This is a genomic window from Paenibacillus sp. LjRoot56 (genome assembly GCF_964253335.1).
In the GTDB taxonomy this organism is placed as follows: domain Bacteria; phylum Bacillota; class Bacilli; order Paenibacillales; family NBRC-103111; genus Paenibacillus_E; species Paenibacillus_E allorhizoplanae.
Genome location: NZ_CAXURV020000002.1, coordinates 603,634 through 626,376, shown reverse-complemented (window position 1 = coordinate 626,376; position 22,743 = coordinate 603,634). Strand labels below are relative to the sequence as shown.

18 protein-coding genes are annotated in these 22,743 nt (G+C 45.2%); 8 read left to right on the top strand and 10 right to left on the bottom strand.

The window, feature by feature from the left end; genetic code table 11:
• Positions 1-2: 2 nt before the first annotated feature.
• Both ACSQ8O_RS15275 and ACSQ8O_RS15270 read right to left on the bottom strand, forming a co-directional pair.
• A complete protein-coding gene (locus tag ACSQ8O_RS15275; RefSeq protein ID WP_436242394.1) occupies positions 3-3,527 on the bottom strand; it encodes an S-layer homology domain-containing protein in 3,525 nt (1,174 codons plus the stop codon).
• A gap of 211 nt (positions 3,528-3,738) precedes the next feature.
• Positions 3,739-4,593 (bottom strand): AraC family transcriptional regulator, encoded by an 855-nt coding sequence (locus tag ACSQ8O_RS15270; protein WP_436242393.1) that lies wholly within the window; start codon positions 4,591-4,593, stop codon positions 3,739-3,741.
• 140 nt (positions 4,594-4,733) lie between these two features.
• On the opposite strand from ACSQ8O_RS15270, the gene ACSQ8O_RS15265 reads away from it, so the two are divergent.
• Entirely contained in the window at positions 4,734-5,600 is an 867-nt protein-coding gene (locus ACSQ8O_RS15265) for a phytanoyl-CoA dioxygenase family protein (RefSeq protein ID WP_436242392.1), read from the top strand.
• Positions 5,601-5,912: 312 nt separating this feature from the next.
• On the opposite strand, the gene ACSQ8O_RS15260 is transcribed toward ACSQ8O_RS15265, so the two are convergent.
• The gene (locus ACSQ8O_RS15260) at positions 5,913-7,895 is read right to left on the bottom strand and encodes a glycoside hydrolase family 127 protein (protein WP_436242391.1); all 1,983 of its coding nucleotides are present in this window, start codon (positions 7,893-7,895) and stop codon (positions 5,913-5,915) included.
• Between the two features lie 144 nt (positions 7,896-8,039).
• Here ACSQ8O_RS15260 and ACSQ8O_RS15255 point away from each other — a divergent pair, with 144 nt between their 5' ends.
• Positions 8,040-8,909, top strand: coding sequence for an AraC family transcriptional regulator (locus ACSQ8O_RS15255; protein WP_436242390.1), 870 nt, complete (start codon positions 8,040-8,042; stop codon positions 8,907-8,909).
• A gap of 433 nt (positions 8,910-9,342) precedes the next feature.
• Positions 9,343-9,888: a DUF559 domain-containing protein gene (locus ACSQ8O_RS15250; RefSeq protein ID WP_436242389.1), complete on the top strand. Its 546-nt coding sequence runs from the start codon at positions 9,343-9,345 to the stop codon at positions 9,886-9,888.
• Between the two features lie 394 nt (positions 9,889-10,282).
• Here ACSQ8O_RS15250 and ACSQ8O_RS15245 read toward each other — a convergent pair whose 3' ends face one another.
• Positions 10,283-11,173: an SMP-30/gluconolactonase/LRE family protein gene (locus tag ACSQ8O_RS15245; RefSeq protein WP_436242388.1), complete on the bottom strand. Its 891-nt coding sequence runs from the start codon at positions 11,171-11,173 to the stop codon at positions 10,283-10,285.
• A gap of 166 nt (positions 11,174-11,339) precedes the next feature.
• Between ACSQ8O_RS15245 and ACSQ8O_RS15240 the strand changes: the two genes are divergently transcribed.
• Positions 11,340-12,416 carry a YncE family protein gene (locus tag ACSQ8O_RS15240; RefSeq protein WP_436242387.1) on the top strand — a complete coding sequence of 359 codons (1,077 nt, stop codon included), beginning with the start codon at positions 11,340-11,342 and terminating at the stop codon, positions 12,414-12,416.
• A 500-nt stretch (positions 12,417-12,916) separates the two neighbouring features.
• On the opposite strand, the gene ACSQ8O_RS15235 is transcribed toward ACSQ8O_RS15240, so the two are convergent.
• Together ACSQ8O_RS15235 and ACSQ8O_RS15230 are read right to left on the bottom strand one after the other, a co-directional pair.
• Positions 12,917-13,069, bottom strand: a complete 153-nt coding sequence (locus tag ACSQ8O_RS15235; RefSeq protein ID WP_436242386.1) for a hypothetical protein — start codon at positions 13,067-13,069, stop codon at positions 12,917-12,919.
• Positions 13,048-13,398 (bottom strand): hypothetical protein, encoded by a 351-nt coding sequence (locus ACSQ8O_RS15230; RefSeq protein WP_436242385.1) that lies wholly within the window; start codon positions 13,396-13,398, stop codon positions 13,048-13,050. The genes ACSQ8O_RS15235 and ACSQ8O_RS15230 overlap by 22 nt, the downstream gene beginning before the upstream one ends.
• Positions 13,399-13,565: 167 nt before the next feature.
• Here ACSQ8O_RS15230 and ACSQ8O_RS15225 point away from each other — a divergent pair, with 167 nt between their 5' ends.
• On the top strand, positions 13,566-14,042 hold the full coding sequence (locus ACSQ8O_RS15225) for a CBO0543 family protein (protein WP_436242384.1): 477 nt from the start codon (positions 13,566-13,568) through the stop codon (positions 14,040-14,042).
• Between the two features lie 308 nt (positions 14,043-14,350).
• On the opposite strand, the gene ACSQ8O_RS15220 is transcribed toward ACSQ8O_RS15225, so the two are convergent.
• Positions 14,351-15,505: a glycoside hydrolase family 88 protein gene (locus ACSQ8O_RS15220; RefSeq protein ID WP_436242383.1), complete on the bottom strand. Its 1,155-nt coding sequence runs from the start codon at positions 15,503-15,505 to the stop codon at positions 14,351-14,353.
• A gap of 25 nt (positions 15,506-15,530) precedes the next feature.
• Positions 15,531-18,044 (bottom strand): glycoside hydrolase family 2 TIM barrel-domain containing protein, encoded by a 2,514-nt coding sequence (locus ACSQ8O_RS15215; RefSeq protein ID WP_436242382.1) that lies wholly within the window; start codon positions 18,042-18,044, stop codon positions 15,531-15,533.
• Between the two features lie 117 nt (positions 18,045-18,161).
• On the opposite strand from ACSQ8O_RS15215, the gene ACSQ8O_RS15210 reads away from it, so the two are divergent.
• Entirely contained in the window at positions 18,162-19,052 is an 891-nt protein-coding gene (locus ACSQ8O_RS15210) for a helix-turn-helix domain-containing protein (RefSeq protein ID WP_436242381.1), read from the top strand.
• A gap of 171 nt (positions 19,053-19,223) precedes the next feature.
• Positions 19,224-19,589 carry a hypothetical protein gene (locus tag ACSQ8O_RS15205; protein ID WP_436242380.1) on the top strand — a complete coding sequence of 122 codons (366 nt, stop codon included), beginning with the start codon at positions 19,224-19,226 and terminating at the stop codon, positions 19,587-19,589.
• A gap of 142 nt (positions 19,590-19,731) precedes the next feature.
• Here the strand turns inward: ACSQ8O_RS15205 and ACSQ8O_RS15200 are convergent, their stop codons facing one another.
• Both ACSQ8O_RS15200 and ACSQ8O_RS15195 read right to left on the bottom strand, forming a co-directional pair.
• Positions 19,732-21,567, bottom strand: coding sequence for an LTA synthase family protein (locus ACSQ8O_RS15200; RefSeq protein ID WP_436242379.1), 1,836 nt, complete (start codon positions 21,565-21,567; stop codon positions 19,732-19,734).
• A 25-nt stretch (positions 21,568-21,592) separates the two neighbouring features.
• Positions 21,593-22,048, bottom strand: coding sequence for a CBS domain-containing protein (locus ACSQ8O_RS15195; protein WP_056612979.1), 456 nt, complete (start codon positions 22,046-22,048; stop codon positions 21,593-21,595).
• Between the two features lie 203 nt (positions 22,049-22,251).
• On the opposite strand from ACSQ8O_RS15195, the gene ACSQ8O_RS15190 reads away from it, so the two are divergent.
• Entirely contained in the window at positions 22,252-22,674 is a 423-nt protein-coding gene (locus tag ACSQ8O_RS15190; RefSeq protein ID WP_327205095.1) for a MarR family winged helix-turn-helix transcriptional regulator, read from the top strand.
• Positions 22,675-22,743: the final 69 nt, after the last annotated feature.

The window sequence follows — 22,743 nt, the reverse complement described above, 5'->3', positions numbered from 1 at the left end:
CATTACTTCGATGGATCCGGGTACACATCAACCGAAATGCTTTTCCCGTTGGCTGTAATCATCGTTGCTGTGAAAGAAGCCACCTCGACAGGTGTTCCATCAATCGCTGATGTTGCTGGTTTGTAGATATACTTCGCATCTCCGCGATATAATCTGATCTTACTATTGATCGTGGAGAATACCCAGTCGGTAGGATCGACTTTACCGCCAGCGGTTGCACCAATATCCGCGTCTGTTGATGGATAGGTATAGCCAGCCGTTTCATCTCCTGCTAAAGGATAAGGCTGATTCGACAATCCATTCACATTGTTAACACCTGTAATATTGGATTCAACTGCAAGATATCCTGAATCTGGTACAATGTTATCATTCGTCCATTTGACATTGCTAATAAAGATTTGAATGCCGAAAATTGGTGCTACACGGATCACAGAACTGTTTCTAAAGGCATTGTTGCCATATTGATCCATTAGCGTAATATTGCTAAACGTTTGTTTCAGCAGCAATTTCTTGGCCACCGTATCGATGGTATTACCTGTAAAAATGTTAACGCCTGCTTTCAACTGCGACAGTCCCATAATTCTTGCTTTCCCATTATAAGTTGCTGTTAGTGAGCTAACGACTAATGGATCATCTTTAATGGCGATGTTATCGAGGAAAGCCACTTTATTACCCGTGTAGTTAGATGGCTTGAATAGCACGGATATGCTAGTTGTTCCAACATCCTTACCACGAATCCCATACCCGTCAAAAGCGTTTGCAACAGCACCATCAGCTCGTGGCTTATTCACAATGGAAGAAGCTCTCGTATTGGAAGTCGTGACCGATTTCAACTGTTGAATCGTGTTGTTCGGGAGCTGAACAATATTGCCGTTAGCATCCTTGGCCGTGAGTACAACTTTGCCCGAAAACATATTTTCTAAAGATACACCTTCTGTTGAATAAACGTTATTAATGACATTCGTAAGTGAACCTTGCAGCGTATCCTTGACCTTATCGACAGCATAAATGCCATTAGCAAATGGTGTCAGTGTATACACCAAGTTATTGGCTTCTCGACCTTTCAGAAGCTGCGTCGTACCAATGGCTGTTGACATTAAGGATGCTGATCCTGCGGCAACCGCAGCTTCATCCCCTTTATACAACTGAGCTGTAACCTGGTACGTACCTTCATTGTTATCGCCAACCTTGGCAATAAAGAAGAAATCGCGATCTCGATAATAACCGAAATCAGTTGACACTTTACCTGAGTCATAACCTTCTACCGTGCCATCTACACCCCTTACGATAAATGATGTTTTAGTTGTGTCCAAGAAGGCAGTTGTACTTCCTCTAAGTACATAAACTGCATCTGTAACCGTACCAGACGTTTTGGCAAAAGATAATTTCATCGAATAGCCTCGGTAATCTCGATCAAAATCCTCATTATACTGATCTTTGAACTTCAAACGGAACGCATTCTCCGTTCTTCCATTCACCATTTCGAGCGAAGGAAGCATCTTAGGTTTCGGTACAACGGAAAAGTACACGGTTTTCGGAAAACGCTTGGCAACAATATTCGTGCTATTCACAGCCGTTTTCTCACTTGTGAGGAGCGCAGCTTTAATCGTTAACGGACCTTTATTTACGTCTGATAACGTTTTCAAATCGGAGACGCGAATTGTACCTCTATTTGCACCACTCTTCTCTATTCCGCCAATTAGTCTGCCAAGTGAATCCTTGGCGCCAACTGATATACTGCCGTTTGATAATCCAAATACACTTATCTTATCGGCATTTTCTACAACTTCATCTGTCGTAAGGATCGTCCCGCCTTGGTCTTTGACAACGATTGGCAAGTAGAAATCCTCGTCACCCACCGCTACCGTATTCGGGAAGTTACCAATGCTAATCTCATAAGGCGCTTTGGAAGCAGCCACTTTCATCACCTTGGAAACGGATTGGCCGGATCCAAGTCCCGTCAACGTAAGCGTGACATCCTGGATGCTGAAATTAGTAAAGCTAGAAGCAGCTTTGACCTTCAACTCGGGAATGCCATCTCCGGTTTCGTCAGCAATAAAGTCAAATCCTCTTGCTGGACTAGTCGCAGACATGTCGATTACACCTGTTGCAGTGGAGCTTGTTAACGTACTGTTTGTTAAAATATCCAAATCCGTAACGGGATAACCATATTGGTCATAAGCCTTGTAAGGAACCGAAATCAGATCACCAGCCTCGAATTTCGTCTTCCCACTCACATAAACAACATCGCTCAGTTCAACTTTACTAACCGATTGCAATTCACCAACCGTAAATGTCTTATTGGCGGTCACGGAGTAATCCGGAGCCATGATGGTGACGATCACTTGCGAGTCTTGACGCAGCTTGTTGCTGTAGACGGCATGGGTAACATCGAGCATGACTGATTGTGAATCACCCGCAGGTATCGCATCTCCATCTAGACTTGAATTGATGGTAAATACGGCTGCACTCAGATCAGATACTTCCTTGTACTGATTCACAGCTTTAAAAGTCAGTTTGACTTTCCCCTGAGCAATCTTATCCGACGGTGTCGTGAAATCAATTTGCGTGATTTTCTCGTTGCCAACAGACACTTCTGCCGTTCCTTTATCCACGGTTAAACCGCCATCTTTGACAGCCTCAACTTTTACCGTATAAAGGCCTTCTGTCATTTTCGTATCCAACGTGATCGTCACTTCGTTCTTGTTGGTATTCCACTTCTGAGCACCTGTAACGACTGATCCTGTAATGGAGCCACGAAGAATGGAAACCGTCAACTTACTCGTGTCAGCGAGTGAGCCATTCAATTTAACCACGAGTGTTTTAGCGCCCGTAGCTTTAAAGTCAGCCACAGAAACTTTGGACACAACGGGACCTCCGGCTTGAATCAGCTGATAAGCCGCGTAAGCGGCATTGACAAGCAGCTCTCGATTCACTGTTTTGGTGAAATCAGCCATGTCAGCTAAGAGTCCCACTTTGATCGCAGAAGCCACATTCCCTTTCGCCCAATCGGATACGATGCCCTTCACTTTGGCCGTATCGGTTTCATCTGCCTCCAGCTTGAAAATACGTGAGAGTACAGAAGCTGCTTGTTCGATCGTGACTATGCCGGTTGGATCAAATTGATCTTTCTCCACACCTTGCATATAGCCCGCTTTGGTTGCTGCACCGATATATCCTGCTGCCCAGCTTGCTTCTGCCAGGTCTGTATATGTGGCGCTTGAAGGAACATCTTCCTTTAGACCATTCAACAAAACGGAGATTTTGGCAAGCTGAGCCCGCGTCACCTCTTTATCGAGTTCAGCTGACCCTGCTTCGTCGGAACCATCGAAAATACCTTTGTCTTTGAGAGCTTTGAACTTGGATACCGAGTCCATCGTTGTTGCCGCTGGTGTCGTTGCCGTTGTAGTAGAAGTAGTTGGTGTAGTGGCATCTGCATAAGCAAAATCGACGGAAGCAAACAGTGAGAACATCATGACGGATACCATGACTGCGGATAACTTTTTCTTCATAACGTTTGTTTTCATTTTTCCTCCATCATTCCTTAGTCGAATTCGAAAATCATTGCATACTGCTTCCAATCAACCCGCTTTTTCAAATGCAAGCGCTTACCAAATTGGCGGTCCCTCCTTCCATTTCTAAGACAAATTATAGTTTATCGGAGAAATCGCAACATACTAGTTATTTATGTCTATATTGAACTAACTTATGGTACAGGAACCATATCGCAAATAAACTCTAATTTTTCCTCCTCCGGAACTCCGTTGGTGAAACACCATGAAATTGTGTGAATTGTTTGGTAAAATGATGGACTGATGAATACCCGAAATCCTCCGCAATGGCCGTTATGGAACGGTTGCTCTCCCACAGGGCTGCTTCCACTTGCCTCATAATGGCTTTGGTCCAGTACGCTTTGGGCGATATTCCTGTTGCTTGCTTGAATAGCTCATGGAATTGCGTCTTCCGAAGCCCACATTGGCTCATCCATTCATCATAACCTCGACTTGCGTTCGCTTCCTTGTCCATTCGCTCGATGATCGGACTCATTCGGTAATCGATGAAGTGTGGCCTTGAAGCAATTTGTACAAGTGATAGAAGAAATGCTTTGAGGAGATTGCTTACGATTAATTCGGAATAGTGGTCACTTTTCCTCGACTGGGTCACGGCATGTATGAATAATTGCCCAAGCGAAGCATCATGCTGGATAGGCGTAACGACAGGTAGCATGTCCAGCTCTGAACACGGAACAATGTGCGTTAGTAAGTCACGATTAAAGTCAGACTCGTCCCAAACGAGATGTTGACTGCTTCTCAATTGATAATTCCATAAATCACAATATAAGTTATACGTGGCTAACGGTTGATCTGGATGGGCGTAAAAGGAGTGACCCACTTCAGGTGGAAAATAGATCAGATCACCTTTCTTCACCGGATATGTTTTCCCCTTGGCGCTGACCGTCCCTTTGCCTCCGGCAACGAAATGAAAGGCATAGCAATACCCGATTCTGCCCACCTCAGCTTGGTTTCGTTCGACTGGAAATTGATAATAATGTCCCACTCTTACATAGGGACTAACGGTAGTTAAGGAAGTCATAGTAACCCTCGCAATCGAAAGTAAATTGACGATATGAATGACCGGAAGAATTGATCAATAGACGAACACAGAAGCAAATACAATAACCATATGACATGTTATATTTTCTATATTACAACACTTGTTGGAGGGTGAGTAGGTTGATTAAGCAAAATGGAAGCGGAAGTTTAACTAACGAGCAATCGCAGTTTTATGAGGAACAGGGCTATCTCATCATCCCCCAGTTATTATCGGAAGAAGATTTGGCCTCTGCACGTGAAGCGATGACTCAGAAGGTGTCGATGATTGCGGACGAACTGTTCGCGGATGGACTTATTACGGATAAGCTTGAAGATCGGCCATTTCCAAATCGGTTAGCTGAGCTATTTCAGGATCTGTCCGCCGAAAACTTCTTGAAATACGGCAGAAGCTGGCGCGACCGCATCCCTGGTTACTTCACCTTGATGAGCAATCCGAAAATTTTGGACGCGGTAGAATCGTTAATTGGCGGAGAGCTATTCGCTAATCCGGTATATAACGTGCGGCCGAAGGTCCCGAAAGTAGCAGCTGGCGCAGTTCCTTGGCATCAAGATAAATCGTATTGGCCGGATGCGAATGCGAATCCCATTATTACCGTCTGGATCCCACTTGTCGATGCCAATGAAGTAAATGGATGCCTCCATATCAAGCCCCAGACACATCGCAAACGTGTGCTCAAGTGGCATCGTGAAACCTACACAGGAACAGGCTATACGGCTCTCAAAGATAGTCAGCTTGGCAAAACGGAAACCGTTGCCCTCCCTGTACTCGCAGGAAGCGCGATTCTATTCAATGATCGCTGCCTCCATATGTCCACTCCGAACATGTCCGATACGGTTCGCTGGAGTGTTGATCTGCGCTATCAGCCTACAGATCAAGATCCTATGGTTCAGCATGGGGTCGGCTTCCTAGCCAGAAGCTACAAATTTCCATCACGTGTGGCTACGCTGGAGGATTGGCTTGCTGGAAGACCAGAGCATGAGGAGTAAGTGACAAATGCGGTTGGGTTATGCTGGTGATGGTCTGGAATAGTTGGAAAACCTCCAGTTAAATCCTCCATTTTTCACAAGACAATAATTTTAACTGGAGAATATTCAGCTAAAATCCTGGAAATACGCTCATCTAGCCGAAAGTCATGAAATTAGCTGTAGGAAATACAGGTAATCCCTCTCAACCTCGAATTTCCGAGAAAATAACTACCTTTCAAAACCTCCAGCACCAGATCCGCGTGGTTCCCGTGCTAACGCAGTAAAAAGTCCTTCGGATTCATCTCCGAAGGACTTACAATCATTCACAAAGGCTTACACGCCGCCCTTGCGAATCCACACTGCCATCTCGCCTACTCCTCGATTGCCCCAGAGATAATACGGCACCGCCTTGAGCTTCACTCGCTCTGAAACATCCTGCTGTGTGAATGGACGGTAGGGTGTATCCTCCGACCAAGAAGCAGACTCATTGGCACAGCCTTCTGCTTCAATCACCACGGCTCCGCCTAACATACCTGCATCGTAATACATTTGCAGCTTTTGCATGGCATCAATCGATACAGTCGCTAGAGACGTACTATTGTCCACTTCTTCCAGACAATAAACGAGAGGTCCGCGCTCAATTGCAACTTTGCCAGCATTAGCTCGGATTGCGGGATGAGCGATCGTCAACTGCGCCTCGACATTAAGCTCCCATTCTACGAGATCCCCTTGTACCCATTGCCGCTCAACGGATGCATAACCATTCACAGTCTCATAAGCAGTCCGTACACCGTTGATTGTCATAACCGCTCCACCCTGGCTCCAGGATGGGATGCGCAGCGCAAGTGTAAACGGATCTTGCGGAGCCAACGTTAGCTCTATGCTGACATAACCTTCCCATGGAAGCTTTGACTGCTGGGTATATGCAACTTCGCCAACGGCAAGCTCGAAGCGAGCCTCGCTGCCTATAAATAGATGCGTGTAGACTGTATTTAACGCTGGTGAAGTCGTGTAGATATAACTGTTCAATGAACTAAGCAAGCGTGCCACATTCGGAGGACAGCATGAGCAGCCGAACCACTTCTGCCGTTCTGCTTTGACATGATATCGACCTGGATTTAACTCCGATGCTTTCGGCCAAACTTCCAGCGGATTCACATAGAAATAATGCTTGCCATCCTGCGACATGCTGCCAATAACGTTGTTGTACAACGCGCGCTCCATGACATCCGCATATTCACTCTTCGCTTCTAGCTGCAGCATACGCTGAGCAAAGAAAATGAGGCCAATTGAGGCACATGTTTCAGCGTAAACCGTGTCGTTGGGCATATCATAATCGAAAGTGAAAGCTTCACCGTGATGTGTTGAGCCTATGCCACCTGTGATGTACATCTGCTTCTTGGTTGTGTTATCCCATAAGCGGCGGCAAGCTGTGAGCAATTCTTGATCTCCCGTCAATCTGGCAAGATCAGCCATAGCTGTATACATATAAACAGCACGCACCGAATGACCGATGGCCACTTCCTGCTCGCGAACCGGCTTATGTGCTTGATTGTACGCCATTTGCGCTACTGTCGGAATCGGTTGCTTCTTTTGCGTCCAATAGCTAAATCCTTCTCTTTCCTTACATTCTTCAACTAGAAAGTTCGGTTTCGTACCGCGCTCATCAATGAAAAATTGCGCCAGCTTCACATAGCGTTCTTCTCCCGTTACTTGAGCAAGCTTAACGAGTGCAAGCTCGATTTCTTGATGGCCGTCATAGCCTCTGATCTGACCAGGTTCACGACCGAAAATCGTTTCAATATAGTCAGCAAATTTGCACATGACATCTAACAATTTTCTTTTCCCCGTTGCATTGTAATAAGCAACAGCCGCCTCCATCATGTGACCCGCACAATATAATTCATGTGCTTCATACAAATTCGTCCATGCCTGACCTGGCTCTTTGATCGTATAATACGTGTTTAAGTAACCGTTCTCATGCTGAGCTTTGGCAATCAAATCAATGACCTCATCCGCCGTTTGTTCCAACGTAGGATCCGGCGTGTTCGCCAGTGAATATCCCACCGCTTCAAGCCACTTGGCAAGGTCGCTATCCTGAAAAATGAAACCGCCAAACTCTCCTTCTTCAAGACCTGCTGCAATACGGAAATTGCGAATGGCATAACTAGGCTCTGCCTCAGCAATCGCATCATTCAAGGCATCCCATTGATACGGAATAACCGTTCCTCGTACTAGCTCCATAAACGGGTTCCAGAATTGATCTTGTATGCGTGTCTTCATGATAGCAGCCTGCGTGTGTGTAGAATTCACCATATGTAAACTCTCCTCTTACGATTAAATTTTATATAACATTTGATTATCAACTATTTACAGTTTATCCTTATAAATAAAGAGAAACTATGAATAATTACAACTTATTTTATATAAAATTTAACACTTCACAGTGGAGGAGAAACGATGAGTGAACTTAGCCATATCTGGATGGAACTACCACCACTGCCCTATTACCTCATGATTGGCTTGTCCACCTACCGTCCAGGCGAAATGCACCCCAGCCGACGCAATCTAGGCATTTTTGATCTTCTCTGGGTAACCAAAGGGACCTTATACATCGGTGAGGATGACAAGGAGTGGGAGGTTACAGAAGGCCAAGCGTTATTACTGCTGCCAGATCGCTACCATTATCCCGTCAAAGGCTGTGACACAGAGACCGTTTTCTATTGGATCCATTTTGACTTTCATGGTAGCTGGAACCAAACATCCGACCAGGATCTAGGAACTGTTTACCCGCAGCAAGTTCGGAAGTCTTGGGAAAATCCGTATCGGATCCGTATCCCGCAATATAGCGCTCCACCCGAGTTCGCGCTTGCCGAGCGGCATCTCCGCAAGCTATTGACCGACTCGGCGCATCATCGTTCAGAAACCTATTGGAGTGAGCAGCAGCTTTTCATTGAACTGCTACGTCTCCTTGATGCTGGACAGTCGCGTAACGATGCGTCACCTGCCCTGATACTCGCCGACAAGGTCGAAGCGTATTTGCGCCAACATTATCAATCTGATGTGACGAATAGCTCTCTTGCCGAAGAATTTCATTTTCATCCAAACTATATCGTCAGATGTATGAAAGAAATCTATGATTGTACGCCAATGGCCTATCTGCATGACTACCGAATTGAGCAGGCGAAGCTGCTGCTCATTAAAACAGAGTGGTCCATTGCGCGAATCGCTGAACATATTGGTTTTCTCAATGCGCCATACTTCTCCAATTGCTTCAAAGCAGCTACAGGCATCTCGCCGCTGCGGTTTCGGAAGCAGTATTCAGCATGATGGCATGTAATTCGAGGTTAAATAAGCACACCAAGCTTGCCTACTCTCAATACTACGGGCAAATTTCAACGCATAAGACCACCGTTTGTGCTTATTCAAAGTCTTTCGATGCACTCCGGTAGTATAATTGGAGCAATAAGCACTCCTAGCATGCTTATACAAGCTAACCAGCTGTTTGCCAGATTGGTAAGCACTTTCTATTGTCTTATTCACCAGTTAGAGCTCTCGCCATCAATAAGTACCCACCAACTAGGTTAATCAGTATTGGTACTTGTGTATGATCCTCACAGCAATTTACGAATAGTGACTTGTCATGCTGACAGGCATTCATGTACAATACAGATGAATAGTTTCAATGGTCGTGAAGCACACAGACCGCCCTCTCCAACAGGAGATGGGCGGTTTTATTATTTTATGAACAGGAGGCATTACTATGTCATTTAACCAATTCTATGAGGAATTCCTACAATTTCAACTACGGGAGAGATCTGGCGAAGCATTAAGACGTCTTCAGGAGGGGCATGGTCATGCGGAGAAAATGTTTCTTGAAGTGATTTGGTGGCCGGCAGTTGGTCGATTTGAGTACCTACATGCCGAATACCCCATTTCAGACTTTAAAGATGGCGTTCGATATTTGGATTTTGCCTATATGCGTGGAACACATTTGGTCTGTATCGAAATTGATGGTTATAAAGCACATCATACGGATTTGAATCGTTGGCAGTTTGCAGACCAGTTAACGCGTCAAAACCATCTCGTACTTGATGGGTGGAAGATACTCCGATTCTCTTATGATGAAATCAAAGAAAAACCTCGTCGTTGTCAACAATTGATCCTCCAAATGATGGGTAGCTGGTTTGGAGAGGGACAATTTGGCCCTGTCTTAACATTAGAAGAAAGAGAAATCCTCAGGATCGCTGCTCAATCCAACGCCCCCTTACTTCCCCAAAACAGTCTCCGAACAGCTTCACATAAGTAGAAATCATGCAGGTAAACTCCTTCGCAGACTTGTTCAGTTAAAAAAATTAATGCCTTCTTCAGGTACCCACCGAATCCGTTCCTACAAACTTCCTCACAAAATTAATCATTCATAGGAAGGGCGAAAAATCATTTTGTATGGATGAGATAAGCACTCTAGGCTTGCTTATTCTTGTTAATGTAGGTGTATTACACCCGATAAGCCCTCCATATGTGCTTATTCCCTGTCTTTCTAAGGATTTCGGCTGGATACGCAAGCAATAAGCACTCCTAGCTTGCTTATGCAAGCAAGCTAACTGTTCTACAGGAAGATAAGCACTTTCTATTGCCTTATCCACTGCGCAAAAAAAAGCTAAGAACAACATGCGACTTAGCTTCTACTAGGTGCAACTGCCTTAACCCCCGTAAAAATTCGCCCGAGGGCCTTTCACATGTAGCTTTATTCGAAACAAACCACCTGCATGGGGTTGATTCACGCGATCCTCATCACTCACACCTATACTAGCCGTCGTGATATACAATTCATCCATTTGCTCTCCGCCAAATGCACAAGAGCTTGTTCTCTCCACAGGGACAGGAATCGAGCCTATTTTTTCACCAGTCAAGGGGTTATAACACCCTACCTGCCAGCCTCCCCATTGCGCAATCCATAACATGCCATGGTTATCCACAGCCATCCCATCTGGAAAACCTTCATCCTCAGCTATGATAACAACAGTACGCGGATTGGAGATTCGCCCTGATTCACCATCATAGTCATAGGCTACGACTTTCTTCGTCGGCGAATCGATGTAATACATGGTCTTATTATCAGGACTCCAGCCAAGCCCATTGGATACCGTAACGCAGCCATCCTCTAGGGTACGAACGGTACCGTTGATATCCAGACAATAAAGTGAACCTGTTGCCACCGACTCATTTTGTGCCATCGTGCCGGCCCAGAACCTACCTGCTTGATCACATTTCCCATCATTAAACCGATTGTTCGGCAAATGACTCTCTGGATCCTCAAGGAGTGTTAACGTCTCGGTTTCCAAATCCAGCAGATGAAAGCCTCGCTCCATAGCTAGAACCAAGCCACCCTGCTGTCTTGGCACGGCGGCTCCGACCTTTTGATCCAATGCAATTGTCCGGTTACTTCCATCAGCGGGATTATACAGATGTACGGCTTGTCCATTAATATCAACCCAGATTAATTGCCCTGTCGTGTGGTCCCAGACGGGACCTTCGCCAAGATTAGCTTGTATATCCCCGATGCGCTCAGTTCCAGTATATTCGTATGCCATTACCATGCCTCCTTAGATATTCGTTCGTAATTGTCGTCATGCAATTATAACGCTGAAACGGGTCAAAAGTTGTGCCCTGATACGCTAACTTCAGTCTACCAGTTCCCTACTAACGTGGTCATGAATATGATTGAAGTACCACATGTCTTGGGGAAGGGGAGCCTTTATGATTATCCGTAAAGATGTGAGCATTACAATGCCGAGAATCTCATCGACCAAGCCACGCCTGATTGCATCTATTCCCGTCAGCAGTCCGGCTGTACAATTCGCTATCAATCCCTTAACGAATCGGTTATATGTTATACAAGGAGACAACCACCTTAGTGTTCTTGATACCAAAACCAACAAAATAATTACTACAATTAAAATTGGTAAAATGCCTTCTTATATGGCTGTCAATACGCATACGAATCGTATTTATGTATCCAACTTTTATGATGGTACCGTTTCCGTTATCAACGGCCGTACGAACCGTGTTATTTCTACAATCAAGGTGGGTGAACGCAGCGATCATATCGCGCTCAACACACATACGAATCTGGTTTACGTTTCAACGATCTCCTTACGTTCGCGGAACGCCAATCTCGTCGTTCTGAATGGAGCTACGAATAAAGTACACAGCAAAATTCCATTCAAAGGACGCCCTTCGCAAATACTAGTTAATGCTTTGACAAATCGAATCTACGTAACCAATACAACTACGGATACATTAGCCGTAATCCGAGGAGATACCAATAACATCATAGCTACACGGAAAGTCGGAAGAAACCCTGTCATCACACCAGTTCTTGATAGGAAAACTACCCAACTATATGTCGCTAATAATTTAAGTAGATACAGCTCGGTCGTGAACTTGCGTACCCTCCATGTACGAAAGATTCAGCTCGGAAGACGACAAAGAGAAATTACGTTGAACCCTCTTACGTGTCGGATTTATATTTCCAGTGCACAAATTTCCGTGAAGGGGCGGCTTTTTGTTGTAAATAGCAGAACGAACAAGGTCATCGGTTCGTTAACCGTACCAGCCTTTACGGATGTGCTGATTAATCCGCGAACAAACCATTTATTCGTTTCAGAGTCAACAGAAACAGGTGCAGTTCCACTAATCGTTTATCATGGCAGCAGCCTAAAGCCACTTGCAAAGCTCAAAGTTAGCGTTGGGTCTGGATCTTTACTGCTTAATCCGCGCACGAATCGCATATATGTTGGCGGAGAAAAGACGATATCTGTCATTCAAGATTAGGATTCGATGTATCTGATTAAGCTGACTCTCTAGCTCCCACAGGCGCCGTTTCCACTCGAGATAGTCGATTATTTCGACTATCTCACTTCCTCAGGCGCCCTTTCCACTCGAGATAGTCGATTATTTCGACTATCTCACTTCCTCAGACGCCATTTTCTCCCCGGCTTCACAAAAACAACATCCAATTGAGCGGCAAGACCTGTTCCCATTTGTGACAAATCCGGTAACCACTTCGATGGAGCGCTTCTCCTACTTTATTATTCTGTGCGACACCCTGTAGAAATCCATCTTCCGTTAGAGACAGTGTGAGTGGCAGTTCTTACACTTTTGCTCGAAGCTAATGAGGAATCTCCAAGAAAAGAGTGCTGAGCTGCCTTGGGTTACTTGTAGCTCAATACCCTCGCTTGCCAGCAGCCCGACTTGCTCAGCACTGAGCTTCAGCTGATTGGGCTAAAACACAGAGGCATACCTGATGTCCAACTCACCTATAAATGTGCCAGTCATTGCTGAACAGCCTCGACACGTACTTCCTCACGAACATCAAGGGCCACAGTTATTCTCAGCCAAGCTGGCTGTCGGGTAACCTCATTGCTCCATAAAAGCCGTACACATTCTGCAGCTGTTTCACCTATCACAACTGCTGTCCAGCCCATGGGAATGCGCTTTCCATCGGGCACCTTATTGCCTCCTGCTTTAACCTGAGTAGCCCCCATGTAAGAAACCAAGTTCGAACCTCGTAATCAATACCATATTTATTAAAATGATGCTTTAACATATGCTGCGGATCACTGCCAGGGATTCCACCCCCATCAGGCACGGCATCTTTGCGCATCACACCTACTGGAGAATGCCAGCCACCACCATAGCCTGGTCCGGCAGAAAGCCAATAATCGTGCCAGACCTTAGGCAAATAAGGCAGCAGATCTCTCGAATGAGCTACCGCATTATGGACATCTGTGTCAATGATATTCGGTTTATTCATCTTCAACATCTCCTCAGGTGTGAGCTTGTAATCGCTTATATATACAACTATAAGCGTCAGACCCGTTGACGCACATGAAGATATGTTGCAGAAAACTGGATTTTTGTTATGTCATGTTTCAAGGCGAAATGTACGGGTCATACTTGATAGTATCTGCGAAGTAAGGAGTGGACCGTATATTTATTAATATCCTAATCGGCTTTGTTGTTCCCTGGTTATTCGGAATTGCCTGGTTTAAAAAAGCTCCAACCATAACCATTCTCATATTTCCCGTTTCTGCCATCATCTCATCACTTATTAATGCGATTGGCTATCACGTAGATTTTTGGGATTTCACACCAAAAATTGAAGATGATGAAACGATTTCTGCACTCCCTTTTGACATTGGACTCTATCCTTTGGTAGGGTGTGTAGGCATTTACTGGATTGATTTTAAGAAGAAGCACCCTTTGGTTGTCCTGATTTTACTTGCGATCATCTTAACTTGCCTTGAATCAATTGCTTATGTATTTGGTAAAGTTGAGTATAGACATGGTTGGACGATTGGATGGACTTTTGTCTCTTATCTCATCGCTGTTGCAGCTGTGTATGGATTCTATGCGCTTGCTAGAAAGCACGGGGTAAACTTTAGTAGTACAAAGTAAATACTTCTTTACAATATGAAAGATCCGCCCCAGCATGAGGCTGAAGGCGAATCTTTTGCTTCCCGTCGGACAATTCATGGGTGTCTCCCTGTTAATCAAACTCTTGCTTCTCAATGATCACAGGAATCCCCAGCTCCGCTGAATCATATGCTACTTAAATAATTGCAAGCGCCTTTGCATCCTCCTCACCAGAAACGCAAGGTTCTCGAGCAATTTAGTGATGTTTTTCATCACTATGGCATGCTAGGCATGGGATTTGTATAAAAAGGAGCTAAACGCAACATGCCGCTTAGCTCCCTTTTCCTATTTTAGAATATACGCTGCTTCCAACCCACCAGCTTAGCTAGCGCTTCGACGTAATAGTAATCGCCGTAGATGAGCGAAACGTTCACATTCGAATTAGCAGGTTTATTTCCTGTTCCCTCGAGTAGAATGGCTTGATGTTCGGGCTTATCCCACGTACCGTAATTCACTGTCAGTGACAGCAGAATCTCTTCTGCTGCACGGAGATACATGGCACCTTCGTTTGGCGGCAGGAAGGCTGCAAGGTCAATCAACCCAGAAGCTGCGCAGGAAGCGGCCGACGTATCTCTCGGCTCGTTATCCAACGACGCATCCGCACGGAAATCCCAGTGTGCCACGTGATCTTCAGGCAGGCACGCCAAGAAGTAATTCGCCACGCGTTGAGCTGCTTTTAAGTACTTGGTGTCTCCTGTGAAGCGATACACATTGGCCAAACCATGCAATGCCCACGCTGCGCCTCGGCTCCAAGCCGATTGCGGGCCGGCACCTTGACCGCCAAGCGATTCAATTAGCTCGCCTGTCTTCGGATCAAAGCTCAAGATATGGTTCACGGAGCCATCTTCCCGAATGAACTTCTGAACAACCGTATCGGCTTGTGCTCTTCCGATATGTTCAAAGCGTGGATCACCCGTTGTCTCGGCTGCCCAGAATAAAATGGACAGATTCATTGTGGAATCGATGATCGACCAACCTAACTTCTCTTGGTTCCACGCGCGAAGGAAGTTACCAGCGATGTTGAATCTGCCTGCCAAGAAATTGGCTGCTTGCAGGCCACGACGCAAACCATCTTTATCACCTGTCAGCTTATGTTTAATAACCGCTGTCGGTAAGTATTGGAAGCCAACGTCATGATGGAAATTATTATCTATAATACTTTTTTGCTCAAACTTGCCGTCCCACTCCCAGGCTGCTTCCTTGTAGTGTTCTTTTCCTGTCATCTCATGCATAATCCATAGAATGCCTGGCCAGAAGCCTGACGTCCACCAATCGACCCGCATATCATCATAAACGCCGTCTTCTTTGGCAACATGAGGCGATTTATCCCCAATTTGCTCGATCATCCGATCAACCTTCACTTGCAGTTCTTTCCATACTTCTGGCAAAATCTCCTCTAGCTTCTGTTCGTTTTGCCACTTTGCTATATTCATAAGTTCACCCATCTTTAAACGCCTCCTCGAAGTGGTTTTACTTCACAACTTCTATGACTGCAGTTACCGTAGACATACCTTCACATGCAGCGCTGACAACGGACGAAAATTTCCGCTGAACATCTCTATTCCCTTGTGATAAAGATGCAAGTGATGATGCTGGTCCACCTGCACTTACGAAATCCGTCACCGTCATACCAGCCGGCAAGCCACCTGTAGGATCTACGTAAATTCCTGCACGCCCACTAGCTAGCTGAACCTGTCTCGATCCACGAATCGTGCCGAGATTATCGAGCAGCTTCCCATCCCCAGCTAACCCAAAGCGAACAAACCTAGCTGCATCGGGACAAAAAACACCTTTCCCATCATACGCACCAACTTCTACGTAAACGCGTCCATCCTCTAAAGCTTCCGTCGTTACTTGAATCTCTGTCGGCTCTCCCCACACATCCGATTGATACGTGAATTGCAGCTCGTCGCTTACAATCTCGCCGTTGCAGTTCGCTTCCGCACGCAGCTGATACTCGCCCGCAGACAATTCCGCTTCCCACCGAAGACCAGCACATGGGAAATCTTGCGAATCGCGCTGCTTCACGCCTAAGCTCTCTCCATTCAGAAAAAGCTCAACTTGTTCGGCGTTCGAGTACACCTTGATCAACTTCCGCTCTCCTTCAGCTCCCCAGCGAATTGGCATCGTATGACCATAAATACGAACCATCGGCTTGTCTGACCAGTAGGATTGGAACACATAAAAGGCTTCTTTCGGCGTGAGATCACGCTCAACGATCCCCTTCATATTCAAATATGGAATCGGTGAATCCGGCCGGACCGGTGTCGCAAAATCTTTGAAAGACCACTGTGCTGCACCCGTCAGCCAATCCATCTTCTCCTGTGATTTCAAGTACCAATCGATCATCTCGCAGAAATACGTTTCCGACCAATCGCCGTCACGTGATACGCGAGGTTCGCCACCCGTCAATAAGTAATCCCCATCTCGCTCATCCGTGACGCCATCTGAATTTTTCATAAAAGCAAAGCCCGTGAACGGTTTCTCCACATGCCGAGTTGGCAAATTGTCCGCTCCCCACTCCATATGGAAGAACGAATCCACATTCTCAAATGCTGTCTGACAACTGGATTCATAGTCGGTATACACACCACGATACCAGCCTGCCCAAATGGAAGGCGAATACACATCGATAATATCCTTGCAAAATTCACATCGGCGAATCGCAGTTAAGCGGCTTGGATCCAGCTCATGCGACAGATCATGCAACTTTTTCATGAAAGTGCGGATTTCTTGCTGATCGAAATGATCGAAATCGCACTCCCAATCGTTCTCATTGCCCAATCCCCATAAAATAACGGATGGATGATTATAATGTTGAGCGATCATCGCTGTAAGCATATCAATGCATTGTTGACGATACTCGGGACCACCAAGTCCACCGCGACACCAAGGAATTTCCTCCCAGACGAGAATGCCCAGCTCATCACATAGATCCAGCACGATGCGAGACTGCTGATAATGCCCTAGGCGGATGAAATTCGCGCCCATCTCCTTAATGAGAAGCATTTCTTCACGGATCATGTCTTCCGTCATCGCAGCCCCAACAGCTGCATGATCCTCATGTCGATGCGTACCGCGCAGCAAGAGACGCTCGCCGTTCAGCTTAAACGGACCTTGCTTCACAAATTCAAACGTTCGGAAGCCGAACCGCTCTTGACTTGTCGTTTCGCCATCCGCACAGACAAGAGCAACGGAGCAGTTGAATAAATATGGGTCTGCGACGGACCATAGATGTGGATTCTCAACCTCGAAGGTCGCAATCTCCTTCTCACCCTGCCAGGCTGGTAAGGAAATCTCCTTTTGACCGACTATGGTTCCATCTTGCTGCTTAAGCACAATTGTGAGCTTGATATTCTCCGCCAGCTGGTCCGGATTGTACAACTTAGCTCGTACTTTTACTTTCCCGCTTCCAGCTGTTGGTGCAGACAAATTATCCACAATCGTCTCCACATGCACCTGAGCCAAGGAAATCTGCGGCACATAGACCAGATTCACATAGCGATATACACCGCCATATAGATTGAAATCACTTGCATCCGAAGGAATCGTCTCCAGTTCTCGGCTATTATCACAAGCAATCGCGACCGGCACCCGCCCCGCATATCGTTCGATTTCCTTCGAACGCGCCATCGCTTCCGAAATATCCACCGTGAATTCGTCGTATCCGCCCAGGTGGGAATCCACCTTTTCGGTATAGACATACACATCCGTGCGTTGCCCTGCGCCTTCGAAATGCAGCAGCGTTCTCCCCTTCGGATAAGGGTTATGTACCTCCAATTTGTTCCGATACCAGCCTTGTCCTTGATAATATTTATGATCGGGATCCATCACATCCGACCCGTTGTACGTGTGTGGAAGCGTGACCGCTTCCCACGGGACATTATAATGATTTTGCAGCTTATCTGAACGCCACACCTCCCAAACACCGCCTAAGGAACCGCGATAATGCTCCCATTGCTCTGTTAAACGTTGTTTCAACATGTCACTTGTCTCCTCCTAGTTGCACATTCACTTAACTCCATCCTATCAAAAAAAAGACCAAAAAAGTTTATGCCTCTTATGATAAAATGTTGTTAGAATACGATGAGGTGATCTCCTATGAAGCTGATGAATTACATGAACTTAAACGTGCACCCGGTGCAATTATCGTTTTTTAAAGATCGAACACACGCCTTCGAAGAAGTATTTCATGCTCATCAGGGAATGGAGCTGCTTGTCGTGCATGAAGGCACTGGGTACGTCGTAATAGAACAACAAATTGTCGAGCTGGCACCGGGCTCTATTTTTTGCTTTAGACCTTTTCAACTACATCGCATTCGGATTCACAATCTGCCAGAAGACAACTACATCCGCTCGCTTTTCGTCCTTGAGCCCGCTATCCTAGAGGCAGCGCTCTCTGCTTTTCCAACGCTACGCGAATTCCTCATGAAGCTATGGAAGGATCCGCTTATGCCGCAGGCATTCCGGAGTGAAAGTCTTGCAGAGCTTGAGGTCTTATTGCGCAGCTATGTGCCTAGACTGGATGCTGCCAAAGAAAGAGGACCCGAACGACTGCTGGAAGAGCAGACACTCTTCCTCACGGCGTTCTTGCACCAGCTCCGTACAGATTCCGAGAAGCATTCAGATTCTGTGCCTCATCTTTCGGTTAAAAGCACATCAACAGCCGAGCGAATGCTCGCTTGGATTGAAGCGCATTACATGGAGCCATTTAAGCTTGATGAGCTCGCCGCGTCTGTTCACCTAACGCCCAATCATGTATCTGCTACCTTTCATCAATCCATTGGCAGCACCATTACAGAATATTTAACCGCACGTCGGATCCGACAAGCTTGTTGGCTTCTGCGAACGACAGATATGTCCGTGCAAGATATTGGTGAGGCTGTTGGATTGGGGAACTTTTCCTACTTCTGCCAACTATTTAAGAAGCATGTTGGGTTCACGCCCTATAAATTCAAAGGAATGAGTGCTTACACCAATTTCATAGAGTGACATAACGTTGTGCTGCTTTTCTTCTATAGTTGGTATTACATATCGACGCGCGTGAAGCACACCGCTCCCTCCCTACTCGGGGAAGGCGCGGTGTTTTTTGTCTTAACTAAGGAGGAATGTTCTTGGACATATACGAGTCATGGTTGGAAAAACAGAGGAAAAACCTTGGCGGTGAAGATCTTCCGTCGATTGAATGAAGGACATGCTCACAATGAGAAGTTATTTGTACATGATCTGTGGATGCCTGCCGTCGGCAGCTTAGACTTTTTGCATGCAGAGTACGAGGTTACCAATTTTCGGGACGGTTTCTACTATTTGGACTTCGCTTATATCAGACCACCCTATTTGATTAATTGGGAAGTCAATGATTTCAGTTCGCATGCCAAACTTGTGACCCGTCGAAGCTTTGAGTATGAGCGCGAAAGACAAAACCAATTGATGCTAGACGGTTGGCAAATTTATCGTTTCCCTCTGGACGCCATTCGTACCTACCGTTTAGGCGACATGGCCATACAGCGGCATCATATAAGGTTATAGTATAACGCTAATCGGCTCCATTAGACTCCCTTAGCGTTACCTCATCACTTTATTTGCCCAGAGGATAGCAAAAAGCCCAAGATAAGATGATGCCATCATCTAATCTTGAGCTTGGGCGAGCCTCCACTATACGTATGTGTGTTTATTCAGGCTCCACACGATCTGGAAGTTGGGATACATAGCTATCGGATAATTGCAAAAGCCTTAACGCATGATTAAATTCATCTTCAGTTGCTGATTGATGTTCATTGGCATTGCCGGCAAGCGTAAAATAATTGCCATCCTCGAAACCTTTGCCTGACATATAAAGTTCTTCATTATTTACAAATGAGCCTGTTGGCAAGTAGTACCGTTGTGGCAATAAGTTATAGGCCGTTTGGTTAAGTAAATCTTGACCAAAGTGTATATAGTCTGTCAACGACACACCAAGAAGGTTGGCAACCGTAGGTAAAATATCAATTTGACCACCGAGCTGACTTTGCACTTTCGGTGTGGTGACGCCTTCCGATGCAATAATAAGAGGAATATTAATGAGTTCTTTTTCGCTGTATTCATGACCTAGTATTTCCGTCATCAAGTGTTTGTCATCCGCTTTTAAAGAAAATAAGGGAAGCCCGCGGTGATCACCGTAGACAACGACGACACTGTTTTCCCAAATCCCCCGTTCTTTCAAATCCTCAATAAACAAACCAAGTGCATAGTCCGCATAATTCTCTGCGCGAATATAGTCACCAACGAAGGTGCCTTCGTACCGTTCAGGCAAGATCATTTTATATTTTTCCTCGGGAATCGTGAACGGGTTATGTGAGCTCATCGATATCACGTGTGCATAAAAAGGTGTGCCTTGATTTTGATACGATGCTAATTCCTCCGCTGTTTTCTTATACAATACTTCATCGGACGAGCCATAGAAGAAAGCATCCTCATCTTTGAAATACTGTTTGTCATAGTATCGATCATAGCCAATGGCTTGATATAAATCATCCCGATTCCAGAAGCCAACTTCATTCGTATGGAAATTCATCGTCGTGTAGCCTTGTTTCTGGAGAAGCTTCGGAAGGCTGGGTAAATCTTTCTTTCCATAGACTTGTGTAGCCGCGCCATCCGGTGGTACGTAATACGAAGTGTTTACAATAAACTCAGCGTCCGATGTATTTCCTTGACCAATTTGCTGATAAAATTTCGGGAAATAATAGCTGGATGCAGCCAACCGATTCAGGTTGGGGGTAATTTCAGTCCCATCAATGTTCAAACCGATGAGGAAGTTCTGGAAGGACTCCATTTGAATGATAATCAAATTCTTACCACTCGCTGCGCCATGTAACGTTGGTTCTCCGACAGTAACTTTATTCTTCAAATCGTCAATAGCTGACTGTGTAATTTGATCCGGACTAATGATTTCTTCTTTCTTAGGAGAAAGCAGGTTATACATCTCATAATTTAATATGCCCATTTTGGATGCTTTCACATTTTCATTGAAGGAACTACGGTTAGGAATCACACTAAGTGCACAAAGTAATACGGAGAAGCAAGCAACACTAGCCACGATTTTCATGCTAAGAGGCTTCCATTCTCTCGTTTTCGGCTTGAAAAATGCAAAGAAAGCAATAATCATGATGTCCAAGAAGAACAGCAGATACTGGGGCTCAATCACAGAGAATATACTTTTCTTGACTGCACCGACTTGCTTAGCTTGGGTTAAAACGTGATAAGTAGCAATAACTCCAAAATGCTTATAATAAATTACAAGTGCAAAAAACAAAATGGTCATAATCAGGTCAACCGCGAGATACCAAGCTAGTTTATGCTTTTTGACAACATATTCAACCACGCAATACGTAATTAAGATCGCGGGTATTTCTGTCAAAAGAATCCTTGCCGACGGACCTGTTTCAAATAAAATCATCCAAGCTACATAAATTTTAATCACGATAAACAATGGAAATAAAAATAATCTATGCCTGAGCCGTTCCAACATACAGATAGCTCCTTTCATTTACATATCATAAAATAGAATGGAAGGAATGCCGAATCACATCTCCCCTGCTAATAATGCCTACCAACACGCCTCTTCTTAGAACGGGGAGTTTTTTTATCCGCTTTTTCCCCAAAATCGCTGCGATTTGTTCAATGTCTTCTTCTGCATCTACAGCAATGACCTTCTTCTGTGCTATTTTCATCACATTCAAAGGAAGCAAGTTGCGCACGCGATCTTGAAACTCATCATTATCGCCTTTGATCACAGCTGTGTAGAGATATGAACCAAATATATAATCATCATGCTTGCCGATATATCGCATAATATCCCCATCACTGATGTAGGCCACAACTTCATTCCGATCATTAACAACAGGAAGTCCGCTAATTCGGTGCGTGAGGAACTTCTCAATAACCGCGCGAACTGTATCCCCTTCTTTTACTTTATACACCTGACTTACCATAATTTCCTTAGCCTTCAAATTGTGTCCTCTCCCGTCTACAGTTGCCTTCTATTCAAACAAGAAGTATGATGACACTATATACTTGCATTATACAACTATGTCGGATGAAGTCAATCCTTAAGAGACAGTCGATCACCCTACTTTGGAAGATATTCAAATAATCCGGTGTATGTTACGATACAACCATAAATGTTTGCAAACACCTAACAAAGAGGTCTATTATGATGACAAAAAATCCCATTGAAACCATTGAAGTTGAACTAGGCATATTCATTCGCCGTTTTATCGCTGCAACTACAAATAAAAAAGTCGGCAATTTGGATCGTGCTGCTTATCTATTGCTCCATCAAATTTCGACACATGGATCTGCTGGCGTGAAAGCTTTAGCAGAGGAATTCCAACTCGACATGTCGACAATCAGCAGACAAACAGCAGCTTTGGAACAAAAAGGCTACCTCTACCGCATCCCGGATCCGCAAGATGGCCGCGCCTACTCCATGCAACTCACGGATACCGGCACAGCGGAATTAGCTCTGAACAAGCAAGCACGCTTGGAGTATTTAACGAAGCATCTTCAAGATTGGACTGAAGAAGATCAACAAAGATTCGGTGAGCTGCTGAATAAGTTTAATTGTACGTTTTAATCATCTCAGAGATACTATCCTCTTACGAGAATCCCACCACTTGGTTTCCATCTTTTTTCTAACGAAAAA